The following is a 16,841-nucleotide window of genomic DNA, read 5'->3' on the forward strand; positions in this document are numbered from 1 at the left end:
TACTACTGACTTATTTATTAATATAAATTTTTAATGAAAGAAACATTTACTCGTGTTTGGAAAGATCCTGTTTGGAGCAAAATCATTTCTGCAGTATTATTAGCCTTTTTTGCAATAATTTATAATGCGATAATAGCACTATATAATAATACAAATTTTTCTTTAGAATTTGTAAAATTCTGGATGATTAAGATTAATCTTTGGATAGTTGTATTAATTATGATAACGACTTACGCTTTAAGTTATTACGTAAATAAGCCAAAGGTCAAAATTAAATTTGTTTATGATTCTGAAACACTTGAACTAGATAGAAAATTATTTAATCATATTAGGTATGATTTAATTACCAAAGAAACTCTTGACGATTTATATAATAACACTTTTTCTAGTAGTTCTTTTGAAAGAGAAAAATTTAATTTTATAAGTATTACATTAGGTGAAAGTGAAAATCCCGAGTTTGAATTCTTGAATCCTGAGTTGGAAATTGTAAAGCTTGAATTAATAACAGCAATTGCAAAGTTTAGATCATCCTCTGTCGGAGCTATTTATTCTACACCATCACATGGTGACATTGGATTCTACGGTATTCCAAAAGAGTGGGATCAAGAAAGGTTTTACGCAGCAATGGATAAAATAGAACTAGAGGAGAAAAATGTTTTTGAGAAAGCAGAAAGATTAATTAAATTAGGTAGAAGAATTTTAAAAACATAAAAAGTTCTTTAAGCTTGAAATATTTGTTTTCAAATCTAAAATTAAAAAAAATCTCAAAAAACGATNGACAATAAAAGAATATTATTCTCAATAAAAGACTGCAGATGATTTAATGAGTAACCATTTACATAATAAATTATCTACGGTATTACGCAATATAATCCCATTAGTTATATATTCTGAGCAACAACAGGAACTAATGAACTTCTATAAAAACTGTGAAGAACTACCCTTTGCTAGAAAAGGTAGCGAAGAATTTATTAAAGTTAGAAGAATAACTTATCAGGTTTTGGAACTCATTAAGAAAATTTGATAAACTAATTTTTTACTGAAATCGTAATAATGGTTTACCGATTCAGTTATGCCGCCGTTGCATTCGGCTTAATAGATAAAAATTTAGATTTTATCATTATCCGAATTCAATAGCTACAGACGCAAATGTTTTAGATTTAGTTTAGATAATGGTTTTCCAGGATTTATTATTGAGGCATCTAGAAAATATAAACTTGATATGAATTTCATTGATCCAAAATACGACAAAACTCCTTTTGACTTTAAATTTGATTAAGAAAACTTAAAACGGGGTAAATTAGTTTAATAACAAAAAAGAATCCAAACTAATTAGGATTTCTTTTTTGTTAGATTGCGCAAATTAATCAGGCAACTCATCTATGCTGATAGGCTCCACGCGTGGAGATGAATTCATATTGTGACGGTATTTGGATGAAGTTTCGTATGCAAGCTTTCTTACCCTCATGATATTGCCGAGAGGTCTATGCTCCGGGAGGCAATGAAATGGATTGAAACTTAAAACATCATAACCATATACGCGCCGGGCAGGGCTGAATGTATTTTGTGGATGAATAGTCAAGCTGGCAATACCCTGAAACGGACTGTCTTCTTCCATCCATTGTACAGAACCATCCTCAACCGGCATTTTCTCAATATCTGTACACAGCTGTGCAGACAATTCATAAACAGCAGTCTGATTTTCAAAAAAGTTTTTTACAATAGTAGTCAGAAAGCTTTCGGGTTCACTTTTTATTAAATCTTCATCCATATCTTTTCCATGCAATGATGCAACATTCTCTGATTTGGGAGCAATAGAAATTTTAGCTACGTAATCTCCGTACCGTATTGCAGCCATACTGAAATAGCGGTCACCCAAAATATGCGATCCGGGTATGCTGAAATGATTGGGATCATCTTCTTTTCCAATTAAATTTTTAATTTTTCTTCCCGCAACAAGCATTGCACCCTGAACACTCTGGAAAAGCTCAGGAGTATTAATATATTCTTCGACTTTTTTCTGCTGATCAAGATAATCTTTAACTGTTCCTGTTGGGATGATCGGGTAATTGACTAAAAGAAAATCCTGAGTCAGAGCATCTTTATCTTCGGCTAAAAACTTTTCGCCCTCCACACCGATAATTTTAATGGCCATTCCCCGCTGAGAAGATTTTTTGTCTGGTTCTATCATTCCTGGCGCAGTGGAAAAACGAATGATTACCGGGTATTTCCGCGGTTCTTTAAAAAGACCTTGAGCCAGATGTTCAGGCAGATTGTCATAAATCTCCAATTCTCCGCGAAGAATTCCATGATTTTTGGCATGAGCATCACGCACGGCATGACGATATCTCTCAAACATTATTTTATTAACTCTCGCCATAGATTCTACCACGGCGCGGCTGTCTTCATCTTCGTTGGGTTGCTTTACTTCGATCTCGTCTGAATATCTTACATAATTTTTAATGTCATCTTTTTCTTGCGTATTCATAATATAGATTGATTTGGTAATGTTAAATTGACTTGTAATAATTATATCTTATTCTAAAAATAAATCCCCAGTTTGATCATGGGGATTTTTATATTTAAAATTTTAAATGCAGTTGTAATACTATTTAAGAGCTGCTTTCAGTTGTTCAGCAGCATAAGCCTGAGCCTCTTTTGCCTGTGGTTCCACGATTGCCATTCCGTAGAATTCGTGAGTTACACCGTCGTAGTTTTTGCTGTTTACCTTCACTCCTGCAGCAGAAAGCTTTTCAGCCAACATCGTTCCGTCGTCATGTAGCGGATCGATTTCTGCAGTAATAATCGTCGTTGCAGGAAGTCCTGTCAAATTAGCATTTACCAGAGAAATTCTTGGGTCTTTCGCTTCATTCATATTATTCAGGTAATGTTTTGTAAACCATTCCATCATGGGTTTGTTCAGAGGTTTTGCGCCCGCGTACTTCGTATATGATGCAGTATTCATATCAGACTGTGCAATCGGATAGACAAGAACCTGATGTACAGGGATCATAATCTTTTTGTCTCTGGCCATTATAGAAACGTTGGCGGCAAGATTTCCTCCGGCACTTTCACCGACCACTGCGATTTTTTTAGCGTCACCTTTAATTGTTGCGGCATTTTTAACTACCCATTCATAAGCAGCAAAAGCATCATTATGTGCAGTGGGGAATTTATTTTCCGGAGCTAAACGGTAAGCAACAGATACCACTACTGACTCTGTTTGTTCTGCCAATCCCTGCGCCGACGCGTTGTATACATCAAGATCTGCAATAACGAAACCTCCGCCATGGTAGTAAACGATAATAGGGTATGATGCTTTGCCGGTTTTCGGTGTATAAACACGTGCATGAATTTTGCCTCCAGCAACATTTATATTAATTCCTGTGGTATCAACCTTGGGTGCTGGAACTGCAATATTGTTTTCCTTTACCAGACCCATAACCGCATCGGTAGGTGTATGGTTTTTTCGGGCTTCTTCCGGAGTAAGAGTTTCAATGGGTTTGTCGCCATAGCTTGCCAGCTTTTCCATGACAGCCTGCATTTCGGGCTTGATTGTTTTTCCCCATTCGGGTGCGCCACCTTTCGGTTTCAATGAAGAAACATTTGTAGAATCTGCAGACTTGGGATCGACTGACTGTGTTGATTCATTTTTTTTTGAGCATGACAATGCAACAGTCAACGCACATGCTGCTAATGACCATTTAATCAATTTGTTGTTCATATAAGATAATTTTGTGATTGCAAAAAAATTATCTAATTATATGCCAACAATTATTTCATATGTGCCTGTGAGACAAATAAACCACGAAATTGAATTTTTGACCTTATCTATTGTAGCGAATATAATGAGTAAATTGCATTAATAATACATGATACCAATATTCAGTTTACCAATTCGTTTAAGACCTTTAAACTAATTTGGAAAGTTAAATAAATCTCACAAAACGATGGCTTCTTTGGCTGAATATGAAAGATAATTAATTAGAGAAAGAACAAATGCTGGTTTACAATCTGCAAGAGCAAGAGGTAGATTGGGAGTTAGACCTAAAGGTTATACTAAAGAAATAATTTCTAAACTACTACTGCTATTACTACTACTACTACTACTACTACTACTACTACTACTACTACTACTACTACTACTNTATACAAAGATGTCACTAAACGTCCGGAAAATATTTATAAGCCACTTGGATTGACCAAGGCGACATTCTCTAGGTATTCTAAAATTCTAGATCATCATACGGATGAAGAAATTAAAAAAATGGGTATTAAGAAGTAAAAGTTCGCCAATCCAAAGATAGATTTGACCGAAATGTGATTGTATGAAACTAATAATCGATTCATCAGAATAATATTTTATATTAGTAGCATTAATGGCTTTGCGAATATCATATAGTTTGGATTGAAGCAATTCATAAAGACAAAAGTTGCCTGCGATGCAAAAATTTGCTGATGTAATATTCCTGTTAATTTAAATAACTTCTATATTAATTATGAAATCATCATCTTATGTTTTTATAAGTTTTAAAACTCAGGAACGAGAATTAGCACTTATACTAAAGGAAGGATTGAATTCTTCCGGGTATAAAGTCTGGTGGCAAGAAGAAATACAATGTGGACAAGAATGGCATGGAGAAATTGATAAAGCGATTGAACAAGCAGGAGCAATTGTTGTTTTATGGTCGACGAGATCTATGAAATCTCCTTGGGTGCGACACGAAGCCTCACAAGCTACAATAAGAGACGTTTATACTCCTGTTAGAATTGAAATAATGGAAGTAGACAGCCCCTATAACAGGATACAAGCGACAGATATTATTAATTGGGATGGAAATCTAACCCATCCTGGGTTTCAAAATTTGTTAGTGAGATTGAATGAGCTAATGCCTCCACCTGTTCCTTTTTGGCGTCAAACGAAAAGGTTTCTTTGGAAGCAAAGAGCAGTTTTAGTAATATCTGTTATTGCTTTTTATGCACTTTTCCTCTTGCTAAGACAAAGTACTGTGTTGAAACAGCAAATTAAAAAACAAGATGAAACATTCAAGAATGTTCAACAGCAACGTCAGGTTTTACAATCGCAAGAAACTAACTTACAATCACAAGGAACAACCTTGCAAGCACAGCTTGAAAAGCAGGAACAATTGATTACCAATGGGCGTAAACAGAGCGAGGTACTAAACGAACAACTTGCAGAGCAACAAGAAATCGCCGCAACTGTGCGAAAGCAAAATGAAACTTTGAAAGCACAGATACAGAAACAAGAGGATATTTTTTTCAATGTTCAACGTTCTCTTCAACCCCTTCAGAATTTTAGTATCTCAGCTTATGTAGATATTGATGCTTCTGTTCCCGGAGTCAAGGAGTATTTATCCAACTTACGAGATACGTTACTTGATAGAAACACCCAAAAATTGAAACCGTTACCTTCTGGGGTATATGTTTCCATAGGACGTGAAGATAGTCCTCATCAGCTGTCGATTTCTGAGAGATCTGGATTATGGCCTTCAGAGCAAGATAATTCAGGGCTTTACTATGTTGTAAAATACGTGGAATTTTCTTTGGAGTTTAGAAAATCCAAAAACAAAAAAGTGCCATTAAGGGCTCAAGGCTCTGCTGACCTAGTTATGCAAGTGGGATCTTTTGACCCTGATGGTTCTGAAGGAAGTAATTCTTCTCCTGCTGAATTAAAGTGGGATCTGCAGTCAAATAATTTGAGTGTTAGCTTTAATGACATCTCATCTACCAAATATTGGGAATCAAATGGAAAGATTGTTTCAGTTCCTGATATCGAAAGTTCAATTATGACAACCCAGTTTCTTAGTATAATGGTTCCGAATCTTTTTGATGAGAATGCAAGCACATCTCTTCGTAAAAGCAGAGCGGGTCTTTCAATTAGTAGTCTCTTTATAGAATACTCTGGAAGAAGGTTGCATTTTCGAGGTAAGGATATGAAGAATGTAAGGGATGATCAAGGACTCCGAATGTATGAAACACTTGTTTTAAAAGGAGTTGGTAAATAATATCCAATTTATATTAAGCCATGTAGGCAACAGTTGCTTTTCGAAAGTAAGGTTAATGTAATAAAATTAAACTACAAACCATTTTTTAAGCTTAAGATACCACACAAAATGGGGAAGTAATGATTATACTATTTATAAAACTATTTTATTTGTTTGTACTGTATAATGCGCACTACTTTGTTCAAAATTAAAAGGATCAGCGATAACCAAATTCAGACTATTAATGTATTCACTTTCTAACCATGAAATAAGAGTGTTCGCATCTAAAAGGTCAATTTTTTTTTGTCCAACACCATTTTTATATTTCAAAGAATCTATTATTGATTGCGGTATTACTGTTGCAGCACTTCCAAAATAATAGAAGTGTGTTGATAATAAAACATTTGATGACTTAGTATCCCTATCACGATTATATTCATTCAAACTGCCATCGGAATGGCTATGATGTGAAAATGCTTGAGACCATAGACCAGTCGTAGTATCACGATGATAAATGTTATCTCCAACAACCATTCTCTTACTACCATTTCTAACGGGTTTTTTATCTTTATAAATAGGGTTCTCCCAATATTCATTAAAAGTAATTTTCGATGTTATTTTCATTGCAAAAACACATTTTCCAGTAGCATTCAAGCTTCTTCCTCCCATACCAACAACCCAATCTCCGATCGATGCTGAATTTCTGATTCGAGGTTTACAAGTTGCAAGTGAACAAATACCATGAAATGGGTTCGGTGCAAAACCAAAATCACGATCTACAACATACAGAAAAACATTAGCCATAATTTAACAGTTAGTTGCAGTTGTAGAATTAGTAGCTGGACGATTAGCTCCATCCGGATTTTGAAACGAATTATCTCCATCAATAGCTGATATTATACTATCTGTATTCCAGGCGACTATCGCTGAACCATACTTTTCTAAACTTGGAGGTATATCTGCTTCTGTGCCACCTCTGACGTAGACACCAATTATTCGTTTACCTTGTTAATTTGCCTTATCAATTTCCCAATTCACCCACGGCCGAGAATGTGTGTTTTTACCAATTAAAACAACAACGGTGCTTGACCAGGAAATTTTCATTCTGAGCACACGACGGATTGCCTCTTCGCTTACACGTTTCTGTTCCATTCTTCTCTGATTATCTTTATTTAATCGAATGGAGCTATTACGGATATCATAACCTTTTGAACTCAAAAGCTTGGTTAATTTACTTATTTCCGCATCATCTTTTGAATGATGACTTATAAAAAGATGTCTTCTGTTTGATTGTGTCGCCATTTTAGATCTATTTTTTCATTTATATTCCATTTTGGAGGGAAGAATAATTTGTGCTGTGGTTTAGCTTTAGAAAATTTTTGTTTTATTCGCTTACGATCAGTTACTCCGATTACTTCAGGATTTGTAACTCTTAAATATTTGTCTACTTCACAAAAAAGATTTTGGCAGTCTATCAATTGTAATTCTCTACCCCATAAATTTGGATGCTCTATTTGTAAACGGTCAAATTCTTCACGCTGATTTTCAGCCATCATTTTTATAATATCCTCATATGAGTAGTCACCGAGCGAGTTAAAACATTTTTTAATACCATTTTTGGCGCCTGGGCCTGCTACTACAAAATCCATTTCAGAAAAATTTATCAGATTGCTATAGTTCAAATCTATTGTGTATTGGAATGCAAGAAAATTTCCAATTGATGGATACGTTAATAACAATTCGTAAACATGGCCTAAACTCTTACAGCCCATTACTTTCTGAAATAGATTATCATCAATCATTTTTTGAATAAGAGCCAAATGATTAGTGTGTTTAAATGTATGCCCAAACGCAGTTCCTGCGGAAGGCATAATATATGCAGCTGAATATATAGCTGTTTTCCTTTGTAATTCTTCTCTTAAGACTAAGTCATAGTCTCTGAATTTGAAAGAATTTATATCAATTGATCCAATTTTTTCTTCCAGACATTGATATGTCTCAATTTTGTTGAAAATTTTGAATAAAATTGTTTTAAAAAAAATTTCTTGATAATCATTATTATCATATTGTAGCCCTATTAAATATTGACTAACCCTGTCTGAGGCTCTAAATACATTTGTAAATCTATGGTTACAAATAACTTTATCAGATGTCCACGGACCTGTTGAATTATTTAAACGATTAATAAAAACGTCAAACCGCTTTGCTGCAAAAATCCAATATTTATCGTAAACAACTGACTTTTTTGGCTTGTTTCGGGCAGTATAATGCATCATTCTTTATCTTTTTTTTCTAAAAATTTTAATTTACGTTCTTTTGGGGATACGCAAATTCTCCCACCTTTATTTTCTACAACTTTATGAAATACTTTATAAGACTGTATAATAGTTTGTTCCCACTGATAAGAACTGACTGATGAAACTTCCAGATTCACGACAAGTTGTTTTATTGTATTTAAAAGTTCGGTATCGATTCTATCGCTTGCTTTCAGCATTTTATTTTTTGTAGCATAATTATAAACGATTAGCGTTATTGCTTCTTCAGCTACTTGTGGTCGCCCTCTATCTTGTGCATCTAAAATTTTTGGATGCCTTTTTCTCTTGAGTTTCATTAAGTGTCGCATTACTGGAGACCAACCTAGGAACGCAATATGTCCTAAATGAAAAATGTCGTGGAAACGATAATCATTCGGAACATTGGAATTATCAGTTAACGGATCTCCAAGCTGAACAAAATTTTCATCACCTGTCTTCCACATCATCTTCACTTCCAAAATACCATTCTCATTTATACTTTCAATAAATTCTACAATAAATGTATCAGGGAATTTTTCGATATATTTTTCATCAAAACGAGGAATACTTTTTAAATCTATTATATCAAAACGATCTTTAACTTTGTTTAAATTTCGTGCAGCTATTTCCTCAAGATTTATATTGTGATGTGAAGCAATTGCAGATATGTACCACAGAACATCTCCTAATTCATCAGTAAGTTTATCCCTATAACTGTCAAACCCTTCTCCATCTCTAATCAATTTTTTTAATGTCGTTAGTACAGATCCTGCTTCTCCGGCAAGCCCAAGAAAACCTAGGAAAAAATTTTCCTGATCCTTGGAATTATATGATTGTAGTGTGGAACTAGCTATTTTTTGAAAATCATTTAATGTCATATACTAAAGTTAAGAATTAATTTTTATTTAACTTTACTTATACGTGAAATATTATTAATAATAATTTGATCTTGTGAATATTATAAAATATAATTATTTTTATTAAATCTAATACCTTAATAACCATGAAAGCAAAAAAAACAATCCATATAACTTTTATTCACGGAATTGCTAATAAACCAACAGCAGAAAAATTACTTTTAGAATGGAAAAAAACTTTGGCATCAGATTTTAAAGGTAATGGGGATGATATAGATTTAGACACCTTAGGTATCACTACATCAATGATTTATTGGGCGGATGTTTTATACGATAATCCTCTACAAAAACTGGTTTCGGAAGCACTTGAGTCTATGAGAGAAGATTTATATGAAGATGAAGCTATATTAAAAGATTTAAAAGACAATTGGAGACATGAATTGAGTGGAGATGAAAAAAAATTTGTTGAAAGTATTGCCGTAAAAACTCTAGCCGATGTTCCTGATCCAGCTTTTGATGGATTGTCTAAAAATTCTAACGAGTTGGAGCAATTTCCTCTACCTTGGGTTTTGAAAAAACCCCTAATGGCTTATTTCCTTCGAGATGTTCATCATTATCTTTTTAATAAAGAATTCAGTCCCCGAAATGGTATTACTTATGAAGTACAGGACGAAATTCGTAATAGGGTGATAAAAGCCTTAAATGAAGTGAAAGCAGATAAACATATCGTAATGAGTCATAGCATGGGAACTGTGATTATTTATGATTGTCTTAAGAGAATTGGTAATTGTCCTAGTATTGACGACTTGATTACTATAGGTAGCCCACTTGGTTTAGATGAAATTCAGGATAAGTTGTCACCAGAATGGACAAGATTTGATGGTTTTCCGAACAAAGTTAAAGGGTCATGGATAAATGTATACGATGGAATTGATCCTGTAGCAATGATGGATGGTAAGATTGATAATGATTATAAAAAAAATGGAGAAAAAGTAATAAAGGTTATTAAAGAAAATAATTGGGGATCTTGGAGACATGATATTTCCAAGTATCTACAAATGCCACTTCTTCGTTCTGCGCTTCAAAAATTAATTGATTAATTATGGAAACCACATCTAAAAAGTATCTTGATCAAATTCGCAAAGAATTAAGCGAGTTTGATTGGGCTGCAGCAACTGGTACTTGTACCAATCTTATTGAAGGGATTTTTTCAACTGAGATTACTTACGAAATTGATGATTTTTTTCAAATAATGAAGTTATTGCGAAGAAAACGCAGGTTTGCGTTGATGGTTCGACTAGGAGATGCATTAAGTATTACTACAAGAACAAACTTTTCCATACGAAATCTATATGCACAATCACTAATTGAACAAGGATATTTTACATCTGGAATTTCCGTATTAGAAAAATTAGAATTGGAAATGAACAATACCGGAGAAAATTCAACACAAGAATACTTTGAAACACAGGGCATTTTTGGCAGGGCATATAAGCAGCTTTTTATACGAACAGGATATAGTAAATCTGAAATATCTGTAAAGTTTTTAGAGAAAAGTATTGAATACTATATCCAAGTTTATAAGAATGATAGTAAAACTCATACATGGCATGGAATAAATGCGGTTGCGCTTTTGGCAATGGCAGAGAGACATAAAATAACATCTATTAGTTCTCTCGGAGATTATGAAGTATTGGCAAAAGAAATACTTTCAAATATAGAAGTAAAAGAAAAGAATAGCACTGCAGATGCTTGGCACTTTGCTACAGCTTCTGAGTGCTGTTTAGCATTAAAAGATTATGATGAAGCATTAAAATGGCTTGCTGGTTATTCTTCTCAGGCAGATTGTGATGCATTTGAGCTAGCAAGTACATTAAGACAATTTGAAGAAGTTTGGGAATTGAATATGGATAAAAAATCAGGACAGATACTTATGCCTCTTTTAAGAGCAGAATTGCTTAGGAGAAGTGGTGGAGAATTTGAAATGGATCCGGAAGATATTCGTAAAGAGTTAGCTGTAGCAAAAAAAGTTACTAGCCAATATGAAAGTTTGGTTGAGAAGGGTATTGAATCCTCTCATGCAAAATTGGAAAAGGTATTTGGAGCGGACTCTTTTAAGACATACAAGTGGTATATGCAAGGAGCCGCACGATGTCTTGCCGTGGCAAGAATAGGTTTGGATAGCAGTCGTGGAGAAGGAACGGGTTTTTTGGTGAAGGGAAATAGCCTGCATGAATCATTAGGTGAAGAATTGTTTCTTCTTACGAATTCACATGTTATTAGTGACGATCCTTTAGAAAAAGCTTTAAGTCCCAAAGAAGCAGTTGTTATTTTTGAGGTTTTAGATCCTAATTTGGAATTTAAACTTAATGATATTGTATGGTTCTCACCTAGCACAGAATTAGACGCTTGCCTAGTTCGCTTTTCAAGAGAGGATCAGGTAAAATTAGTAGAGTTTACTAAAGATGTTGAATGGTATCCGCTTTCAAATACACTTCCCTTAGGTGAAGACCAGAAAGTATATATCATAGGTCATCCTAGAGGCGGAACATTGCAACTTTCTTTTCAAGATAATCATTTATTAGACCATCAAGATCCACTGATTCATTATCGCACACCTACCGATAACGGAAGTTCTGGAAGTCCAATATTTAATAGAACTTGGATGCTTTTAGGATTACACCATGCGGGGAGCGATGAAATGCAATGTTTGAATGGTAAGGATGGTAATTATTCTGCTAATGAAGGCATTTACATTCAAGCAATTATAGCTGCATTAGTAAAAAAATTTGATACAAAAACTGATTAGTCTTCGAATGGATTATCGAAAATGAATTATGAGCCTGATTACTAGATTACAAAGATTTTTCACAGGATATGATTTCTTCATTTCATATTCCCGTTCAGATTGTTCTGAGTATGCTTCAAACTTAGCTAACAAACTTATTGAGGAAAAGTATAGTTGCTACTTGGATCAATGGGGTTCACTCCCAGGAAAAGAATTGCCATTATCTCTAAAAAGAAAAATTAAAAATAGTTCAGTTTTAATTCTTTTAGGAAGTGATGCATCATTAGCTTCTATAGCCATAGAGGAAGAGATTAATATTTTTACACCAACAAAAAGAATAATAATACCTGTTGAACTTTGTGATATTTCCAAAGCAAATTGGTATAAAAGCATTGAAGGAATTGCCTTATCTAACGAAAAATTAAATTTCAAAAATAATCAGATTTCAACAAATTTATTAAGAAGATTAAAAAATTCTTTAAATTATACAAGACAATCCGTAAGGATAAGAAATAGTATTTTCTCATTTTTATCTTTAATTTTAATTTCGATAATTGCACTAATAATTTTATTTTTAGAGAGAAAAAAAAGTCAAAGTCTTAATCATGCTCTAAATGATTCAATTCGCATAAAAACTGAATCTGTTAATAAAATTGAAAATGCAATCAAATTGAAAGAATACACTTTAGAAAAAATGACTAATCAATTTATAGGAATGCGGAAGGATTTGGATAAAAAAGAACATTTACTATCTGATACTAATCAAGAATTGCAAAATGTTGGCAATGAACTAAAAGAAAATCAAATAAAATTGACCAAATCAGATGCTGGATTAACAAGGTCTAACATGAAAGTAAACGAATTTACACAGCGGACCTTAAATAATTATGAACCCGATGTAAATTGGAATTGCGAAGAATGTATGCAGAAAGAATTCGTAATCCTCTTTGAAAAAGACCAGTTTATGTTAAGACCTAATTATATCAAATCCTTACATAAATTAGTTAATTGTTTAAATAATCACGAGGGTAAAATTCAACTTGAAAGTTATGATTTTGAAAGTTCAGGAAAAGCTTATGCCTTAAAATTATCTCAAAGAAGGGGCTCTTCTGTTGCAACTTATTTTATTTCTCAAGGAATTTCTCCAGAAAGAATTATTGTGAAAGGATTAGGTGACAATGATGATGGAAAAAAACTTTTGAATTTAGTAGGAATTAGTAGAACAGAAGTTAAGATTAAATAACTATAGGATTTACAGCTTTTATCTCGGAGGCAGTTACGAGATACAACTTAGACATGAATTTTATAGATCTAGCTGATACATAAAACAGTTCTTAATTTTATGCGAGAACGGTAAACTGCGATTAGAAATAAATCACTTGTCGACACTGAAAAAGCTGACAAATACCAAGGTATTATCAACTTCTCAAAATAACGGAGCAAAGCACAGTTAAGAACTAAACAACTAAATTATGAATCAACAACAAATTAAAGTTTTACTATCATTGGTAGAGAAAATACGGTTGACGAGTGACTTTCTTAACCACGAATTCTTAAATTATATTTCTAATAATCCTGTAATGGAGCCTATGAAATGGAGTTGGGCAATTGATACGTACAAATTTATTTTAGCAGAAAAACATTCGATTTCAGATGATATTTATTCACGATGCGACACTTTATTCACAGACATATTTCAAATTGAAGGTCAAAAATTTGTAGACTTATGTAGGCAAAGGATTGAAATTGTTCAATCAGGTGATACAGATAATGAGATTAGAGAAATTATTATTAGCCAATATCAAAATTGGCGAAAGGAATTTACTATAAAAGCAAATGAAACAATTGAGGCAGTTCAACAATCAATGATAATCTCTGATAGTCTGGAGACCGCAGATTACGATATAGGACTTTCATTTGCAGGGGAAAATAGGTCTTATGTTGAAACTGTTGCGCTGAGACTAAGAGAAAAGGGTATTAAGGTATTTTATGATTCTTTTGAGGCTGATAGTCTCTGGGGAAAAAACCTCTATCAACATTTAAACGAGATTTATAAGACTAAATGCAGATTCACTATCATTTTCATTAGTGAAGCATATTCAAAAAAAAATTGGACTAACCATGAATTAAAAAGTGCCCAAGCAAGAGCATTTAAAGAGAATAGAGAATACATACTACCAGTCAGATTTGATGAAACGCTACTACCTGGACTTGACGAAACGGTAGGATATTTAGATGCAAGGACTCATAAACCTTTGGATATTGCTGAATTAGCTATTAAAAAACTTAAGACAAGCTAACTGCTGCTAACAAAGGTGGCCGTTGTACAACCCTCATTTACAAAAATCATTAAAATATCTGAAATCTTTTAAAGTGATTCTAAGAGAGGTTTTACATTATAAGAGGGGAAATTTTTTAGAATTTTAAGACTCTTAATTCAGGAATATGATGTTGAAACTTTGCATTTTGGGGAAAGCCCAACCTTCCCTTGGGGAAACATGAGAATTTTAGATTCACTTTTGACCTTCTGAGCTGGAAATTTCAGTAAAAATTTAAAAAAAACAAATTGCGAATAATCCTTCGCTGACCTAAGGTGCCCTAATATCTTTTGGTACTCGAATAAAGAAATTGAAAATCATATTCTAAACTAATTTCTCTATAAAAATTATCCTTGGGAAGCAGCCCGTCCAGGCTGAGCTCATAGAACAATTACAGTGTAAATTTTTTTCGTCCATGCATTTTTAAATTTGCATAAAATACTTCACTAGTAAAACGAGTTTTTATCTGTATTTGAGTTGTTCGACAGGCACAAGGGTTTGCCAAGGGCGGGGCTGAGTTGCTTCGATTGAACATTTTTGCAATGTTCAAAGCAGTAATTCTAATAAGTTTTGTACAAAATTGTAGATTTGCACTTGAATTGCCATGCGGTTGCAAAGCTCTGAAACGTTATTCTAAAAACTAAATCTCAAAAAACGATAAAATTTAATTAACAAACGATCCATAAATTTATATGTGATATCACTAGTATGTCGAATGAAAAAATAAAATTGATATTATGGAATGCAGAAAAAGCCAAGCACAGTCACATCAAACTTTTTTGTATAGTTCTATTTTAACACTGACAATTGATATCGTAAGCCAAAATGCAAAGTCTGCGGACTCTTCGAAAGATGGTAACGCAGGATTGGAGGGTTTTATACATTACATAGAAACTATTTTACTGGTTCAATAATTAGTTTCTTATGTTAAAAATAGCCGATAAAAAGATCATTCAATTATTTGGATATCATTTCTTTATGATTGATTCCCCATTCTTTTAATGCACAGATGATGGGTGTCAGTGTATCTGCATAAGGTTCTGACTTGTAAATTATTTTAATAGGATAATCATCAATGATAATTCTTTTGATCAATTTGTGCTGTTCGAGATCTTTAAGCTCTTTTGCTAAAACTTTCGGTGTAATTCCCTCAATACTGTCCTGGATATCGGTAAAGCGCTCATTTCCTACACCAACCGAGATGATGATTGCCAGTTTCCATTTGCCGTTGATCACCTCAAGCGCATCCTTTACAGGTTTTACGGTGTTTAGACAATCGTTGTAGGGTTTCTTTTTTGCCATTGCTGTTGATTTATTAAATATCCGAAGAACATTCTGAATTAATCTCATCCATCAACTCAGCAAACAGCCGAGCCGATTTAACGCGGTCTTCCAGTGCAAAGATATTGGAAACCATAATAATTTCATCTACCTGAGTTTTCTTCAGGAAATCTTCCACCTGCTTTTTAACTGTTTCCCTGCTTCCTACAAACGAATATTTCAGCATTTGATGTAGACTTGGATGCTTCAAAACTTCTTTAAGGTCTTCTGTCATTTCTGTCGGGGCTTGGAGTGGTTTTGAATTTCCGGTCAGGATACCAAAAAACATTCTGATCAGTGACGTGAAAGAACGTTCCGCTTCTTCATCCGTGTCAGCGACGATAATGTTGACGCCGGCAATTGTGTACGGCTTGTCTAAAACTTCTGATGGCTGGAATTCTTCACGATAAATTTCCAAAGCCGGGTGAAGATGGGTGGATGCAAAATGACTGGCAAAAGCGTAAGGCAGACCTTTCATTGCAGCCAGATGGGCACTGTCCGTGCTGGAACCTAAAATGTAGATGGGCACGTCAACGCCTTCCGCAATCGGAACTCTCACTTTAGAAGTTTTATTTTCAGCTGAAAAGTATTCCTCGATTTTTTCCACTTCAGCCGGGAATGAATGTGCTGCCTTCATAAAATCTGAACGGATCGCCTGCGCTGTCGGCATATCAGTTCCCGGAGCTCTTCCCAATCCCAAATCAATTCTGTTCGGATAGAGTTGTGCTAAAGTTCCAAACTGTTCCGCGATCACCAGAGGCGAGTGGTTAGGAAGCATAATTCCGCCAGAACCGACCCTGATCTTTTCCGTATTTTCAGCGACATAACCAATAAGAATTGATGTTGCGCTACTTCCCACTGATTCCGAATTGTGATGCTCTGCAAACCAGTATCTGGAATAATTATTTTCTTCTGCAACCTTCGCCAGGGCAAGCGAATTGTTTAAAGTTTCTCTAAAACTGCTGCCTTCTAAAACAATGGCAAGTTCTAAAATTGAATATGATGTTTTATTACTCATTATATTTATTTGTAATGTTTGAATCGTCATTAAAAAATTAACACTACAAAGTTACAAAATGCTTTACAAAAGAAAGTGATTATAAAATAGATAGTTGTGATTGATATAGTCTAAATCTTTAAAAAATACACTTTCCTAAAGGAAAGTACTATCAAAATGAAAGTAAATTTAACCTAACTTTGTCCCATAGAAAACAGATTAAATAATATAGATTTAAAATCAAAAGACAATGAAAAAAAAA

14 protein-coding genes and 1 pseudogene are annotated in these 16,841 nt (G+C 33.8%); 7 read left to right on the forward strand and 8 right to left on the reverse strand.

The window, feature by feature from the left end; translation table 11 throughout:
* The first annotated feature begins 33 nt into the window (after positions 1-33).
* On the forward strand, positions 34-711 hold the full coding sequence (locus ASG21_RS09150; RefSeq protein WP_056078643.1) for a hypothetical protein: 678 nt from the start codon (positions 34-36) through the stop codon (positions 709-711).
* Positions 712-1,363: 652 nt separating this feature from the next.
* Here ASG21_RS09150 and ASG21_RS09160 read toward each other — a convergent pair.
* Positions 1,364-2,488, reverse strand: coding sequence for a catalase family protein (locus ASG21_RS09160; protein WP_056078649.1), 1,125 nt, complete (start codon positions 2,486-2,488; stop codon positions 1,364-1,366).
* Between the two features lie 120 nt (positions 2,489-2,608).
* Positions 2,609-3,724, reverse strand: coding sequence for an alpha/beta hydrolase (locus tag ASG21_RS09165; RefSeq protein WP_056078652.1), 1,116 nt, complete (start codon positions 3,722-3,724; stop codon positions 2,609-2,611).
* Between the two features lie 229 nt (positions 3,725-3,953).
* Here ASG21_RS09165 and ASG21_RS20715 point away from each other — a divergent pair.
* Positions 3,954-4,055: pseudogene (locus ASG21_RS20715) on the forward strand (recombinase family protein); the annotation flags it as partial.
* A gap of 444 nt (positions 4,056-4,499) precedes the next feature.
* On the forward strand, positions 4,500-6,026 hold the full coding sequence (locus tag ASG21_RS09170) for a TIR domain-containing protein (RefSeq protein ID WP_056078655.1): 1,527 nt from the start codon (positions 4,500-4,502) through the stop codon (positions 6,024-6,026).
* 132 nt (positions 6,027-6,158) lie between these two features.
* Here the strand turns inward: ASG21_RS09170 and ASG21_RS09175 are convergent, their stop codons facing one another.
* The 4 genes from ASG21_RS09175 to ASG21_RS09190 all read right to left on the reverse strand — a co-directional run bounded on the left by ASG21_RS09175 (position 6,159) and on the right by ASG21_RS09190 (position 9,177).
* On the reverse strand, positions 6,159-6,809 hold the full coding sequence (locus tag ASG21_RS09175) for a hypothetical protein (protein WP_056078658.1): 651 nt from the start codon (positions 6,807-6,809) through the stop codon (positions 6,159-6,161).
* 204 nt (positions 6,810-7,013) lie between these two features.
* The gene (locus ASG21_RS20585; protein WP_241773479.1) at positions 7,014-7,307 is read right to left on the reverse strand and encodes a TIR domain-containing protein; all 294 of its coding nucleotides are present in this window, start codon (positions 7,305-7,307) and stop codon (positions 7,014-7,016) included.
* A complete protein-coding gene (locus ASG21_RS09185) occupies positions 7,271-8,281 on the reverse strand; it encodes a nucleotide kinase domain-containing protein (protein ID WP_056078661.1) in 1,011 nt (336 codons plus the stop codon). The genes ASG21_RS20585 and ASG21_RS09185 overlap by 37 nt, the downstream gene beginning before the upstream one ends.
* Entirely contained in the window at positions 8,278-9,177 is a 900-nt protein-coding gene (locus ASG21_RS09190; RefSeq protein ID WP_056078664.1) for a nucleoside triphosphate pyrophosphohydrolase family protein, read from the reverse strand. Before ASG21_RS09190 ends, ASG21_RS09185 begins: the two co-directional genes overlap by 4 nt.
* A 125-nt stretch (positions 9,178-9,302) precedes the next feature.
* Between ASG21_RS09190 and ASG21_RS09195 the strand changes: the two genes are divergently transcribed.
* The 4 genes from ASG21_RS09195 (at position 9,303) to ASG21_RS20435 (ending at position 14,244) form a co-directional block, all read left to right on the forward strand.
* Entirely contained in the window at positions 9,303-10,256 is a 954-nt protein-coding gene (locus ASG21_RS09195) for a hypothetical protein (protein WP_056078667.1), read from the forward strand.
* 2 nt (positions 10,257-10,258) lie between these two features.
* On the forward strand, positions 10,259-11,965 hold the full coding sequence (locus tag ASG21_RS09200; protein ID WP_056078668.1) for a serine protease: 1,707 nt from the start codon (positions 10,259-10,261) through the stop codon (positions 11,963-11,965).
* 28 nt (positions 11,966-11,993) lie between these two features.
* On the forward strand, positions 11,994-13,187 hold the full coding sequence (locus tag ASG21_RS09205) for a TIR domain-containing protein (protein WP_056078672.1): 1,194 nt from the start codon (positions 11,994-11,996) through the stop codon (positions 13,185-13,187).
* Positions 13,188-13,416: 229 nt separating this feature from the next.
* The gene (locus tag ASG21_RS20435) at positions 13,417-14,244 is read left to right on the forward strand and encodes a TIR domain-containing protein (protein WP_056078675.1); all 828 of its coding nucleotides are present in this window, start codon (positions 13,417-13,419) and stop codon (positions 14,242-14,244) included.
* A gap of 975 nt (positions 14,245-15,219) precedes the next feature.
* On the opposite strand, the gene ASG21_RS09215 is transcribed toward ASG21_RS20435, so the two are convergent.
* Together ASG21_RS09215 and ASG21_RS09220 are read right to left on the reverse strand one after the other, a co-directional pair.
* Positions 15,220-15,564 (reverse strand): helix-turn-helix domain-containing protein, encoded by a 345-nt coding sequence (locus ASG21_RS09215; RefSeq protein ID WP_056082279.1) that lies wholly within the window; start codon positions 15,562-15,564, stop codon positions 15,220-15,222.
* Between the two features lie 13 nt (positions 15,565-15,577).
* The gene (locus ASG21_RS09220) at positions 15,578-16,603 is read right to left on the reverse strand and encodes an LLM class flavin-dependent oxidoreductase (RefSeq protein ID WP_199767885.1); all 1,026 of its coding nucleotides are present in this window, start codon (positions 16,601-16,603) and stop codon (positions 15,578-15,580) included.
* Positions 16,604-16,841 lie beyond the last annotated feature (238 nt).

The sequence above is a fragment of the Chryseobacterium sp. Leaf394 genome (genome assembly GCF_001424105.1).
GTDB lineage: Bacteria > Bacteroidota > Bacteroidia > Flavobacteriales > Weeksellaceae > Chryseobacterium.

Bases quoted from the DNA above. Each gene is read 5' to 3' on its own strand.
- ASG21_RS09175 (WP_056078658.1), bottom strand. From the start codon at position 6,809: ATGGCTAATGTTTTTCTGTATGTTGTAGATCGTGATTTTGGTTTTGCA.
- ASG21_RS09190 (WP_056078664.1), bottom strand. From the start codon at position 9,177: ATGACATTAAATGATTTTCAAAAAATAGCTAGTTCCACACTACAATCA.
- ASG21_RS20585 (WP_241773479.1), bottom strand. From the start codon at position 7,307: ATGGCGACACAATCAAACAGAAGACATCTTTTTATAAGTCATCATTCA.
- ASG21_RS09205 (WP_056078672.1), top strand. From the start codon at position 11,994: ATGAGCCTGATTACTAGATTACAAAGATTTTTCACAGGATATGATTTC.
- ASG21_RS09200 (WP_056078668.1), top strand. From the start codon at position 10,259: ATGGAAACCACATCTAAAAAGTATCTTGATCAAATTCGCAAAGAATTA.
- ASG21_RS09150 (WP_056078643.1), top strand. From the start codon at position 34: ATGAAAGAAACATTTACTCGTGTTTGGAAAGATCCTGTTTGGAGCAAA.
- ASG21_RS09170 (WP_056078655.1), top strand. From the start codon at position 4,500: ATGAAATCATCATCTTATGTTTTTATAAGTTTTAAAACTCAGGAACGA.
- ASG21_RS09160 (WP_056078649.1), bottom strand. From the start codon at position 2,488: ATGAATACGCAAGAAAAAGATGACATTAAAAATTATGTAAGATATTCA.
- ASG21_RS09185 (WP_056078661.1), bottom strand. From the start codon at position 8,281: ATGATGCATTATACTGCCCGAAACAAGCCAAAAAAGTCAGTTGTTTAC.
- ASG21_RS20435 (WP_056078675.1), top strand. From the start codon at position 13,417: ATGAATCAACAACAAATTAAAGTTTTACTATCATTGGTAGAGAAAATA.
- ASG21_RS09195 (WP_056078667.1), top strand. From the start codon at position 9,303: ATGAAAGCAAAAAAAACAATCCATATAACTTTTATTCACGGAATTGCT.
- ASG21_RS09215 (WP_056082279.1), bottom strand. From the start codon at position 15,564: ATGGCAAAAAAGAAACCCTACAACGATTGTCTAAACACCGTAAAACCT.
- ASG21_RS09165 (WP_056078652.1), bottom strand. From the start codon at position 3,724: ATGAACAACAAATTGATTAAATGGTCATTAGCAGCATGTGCGTTGACT.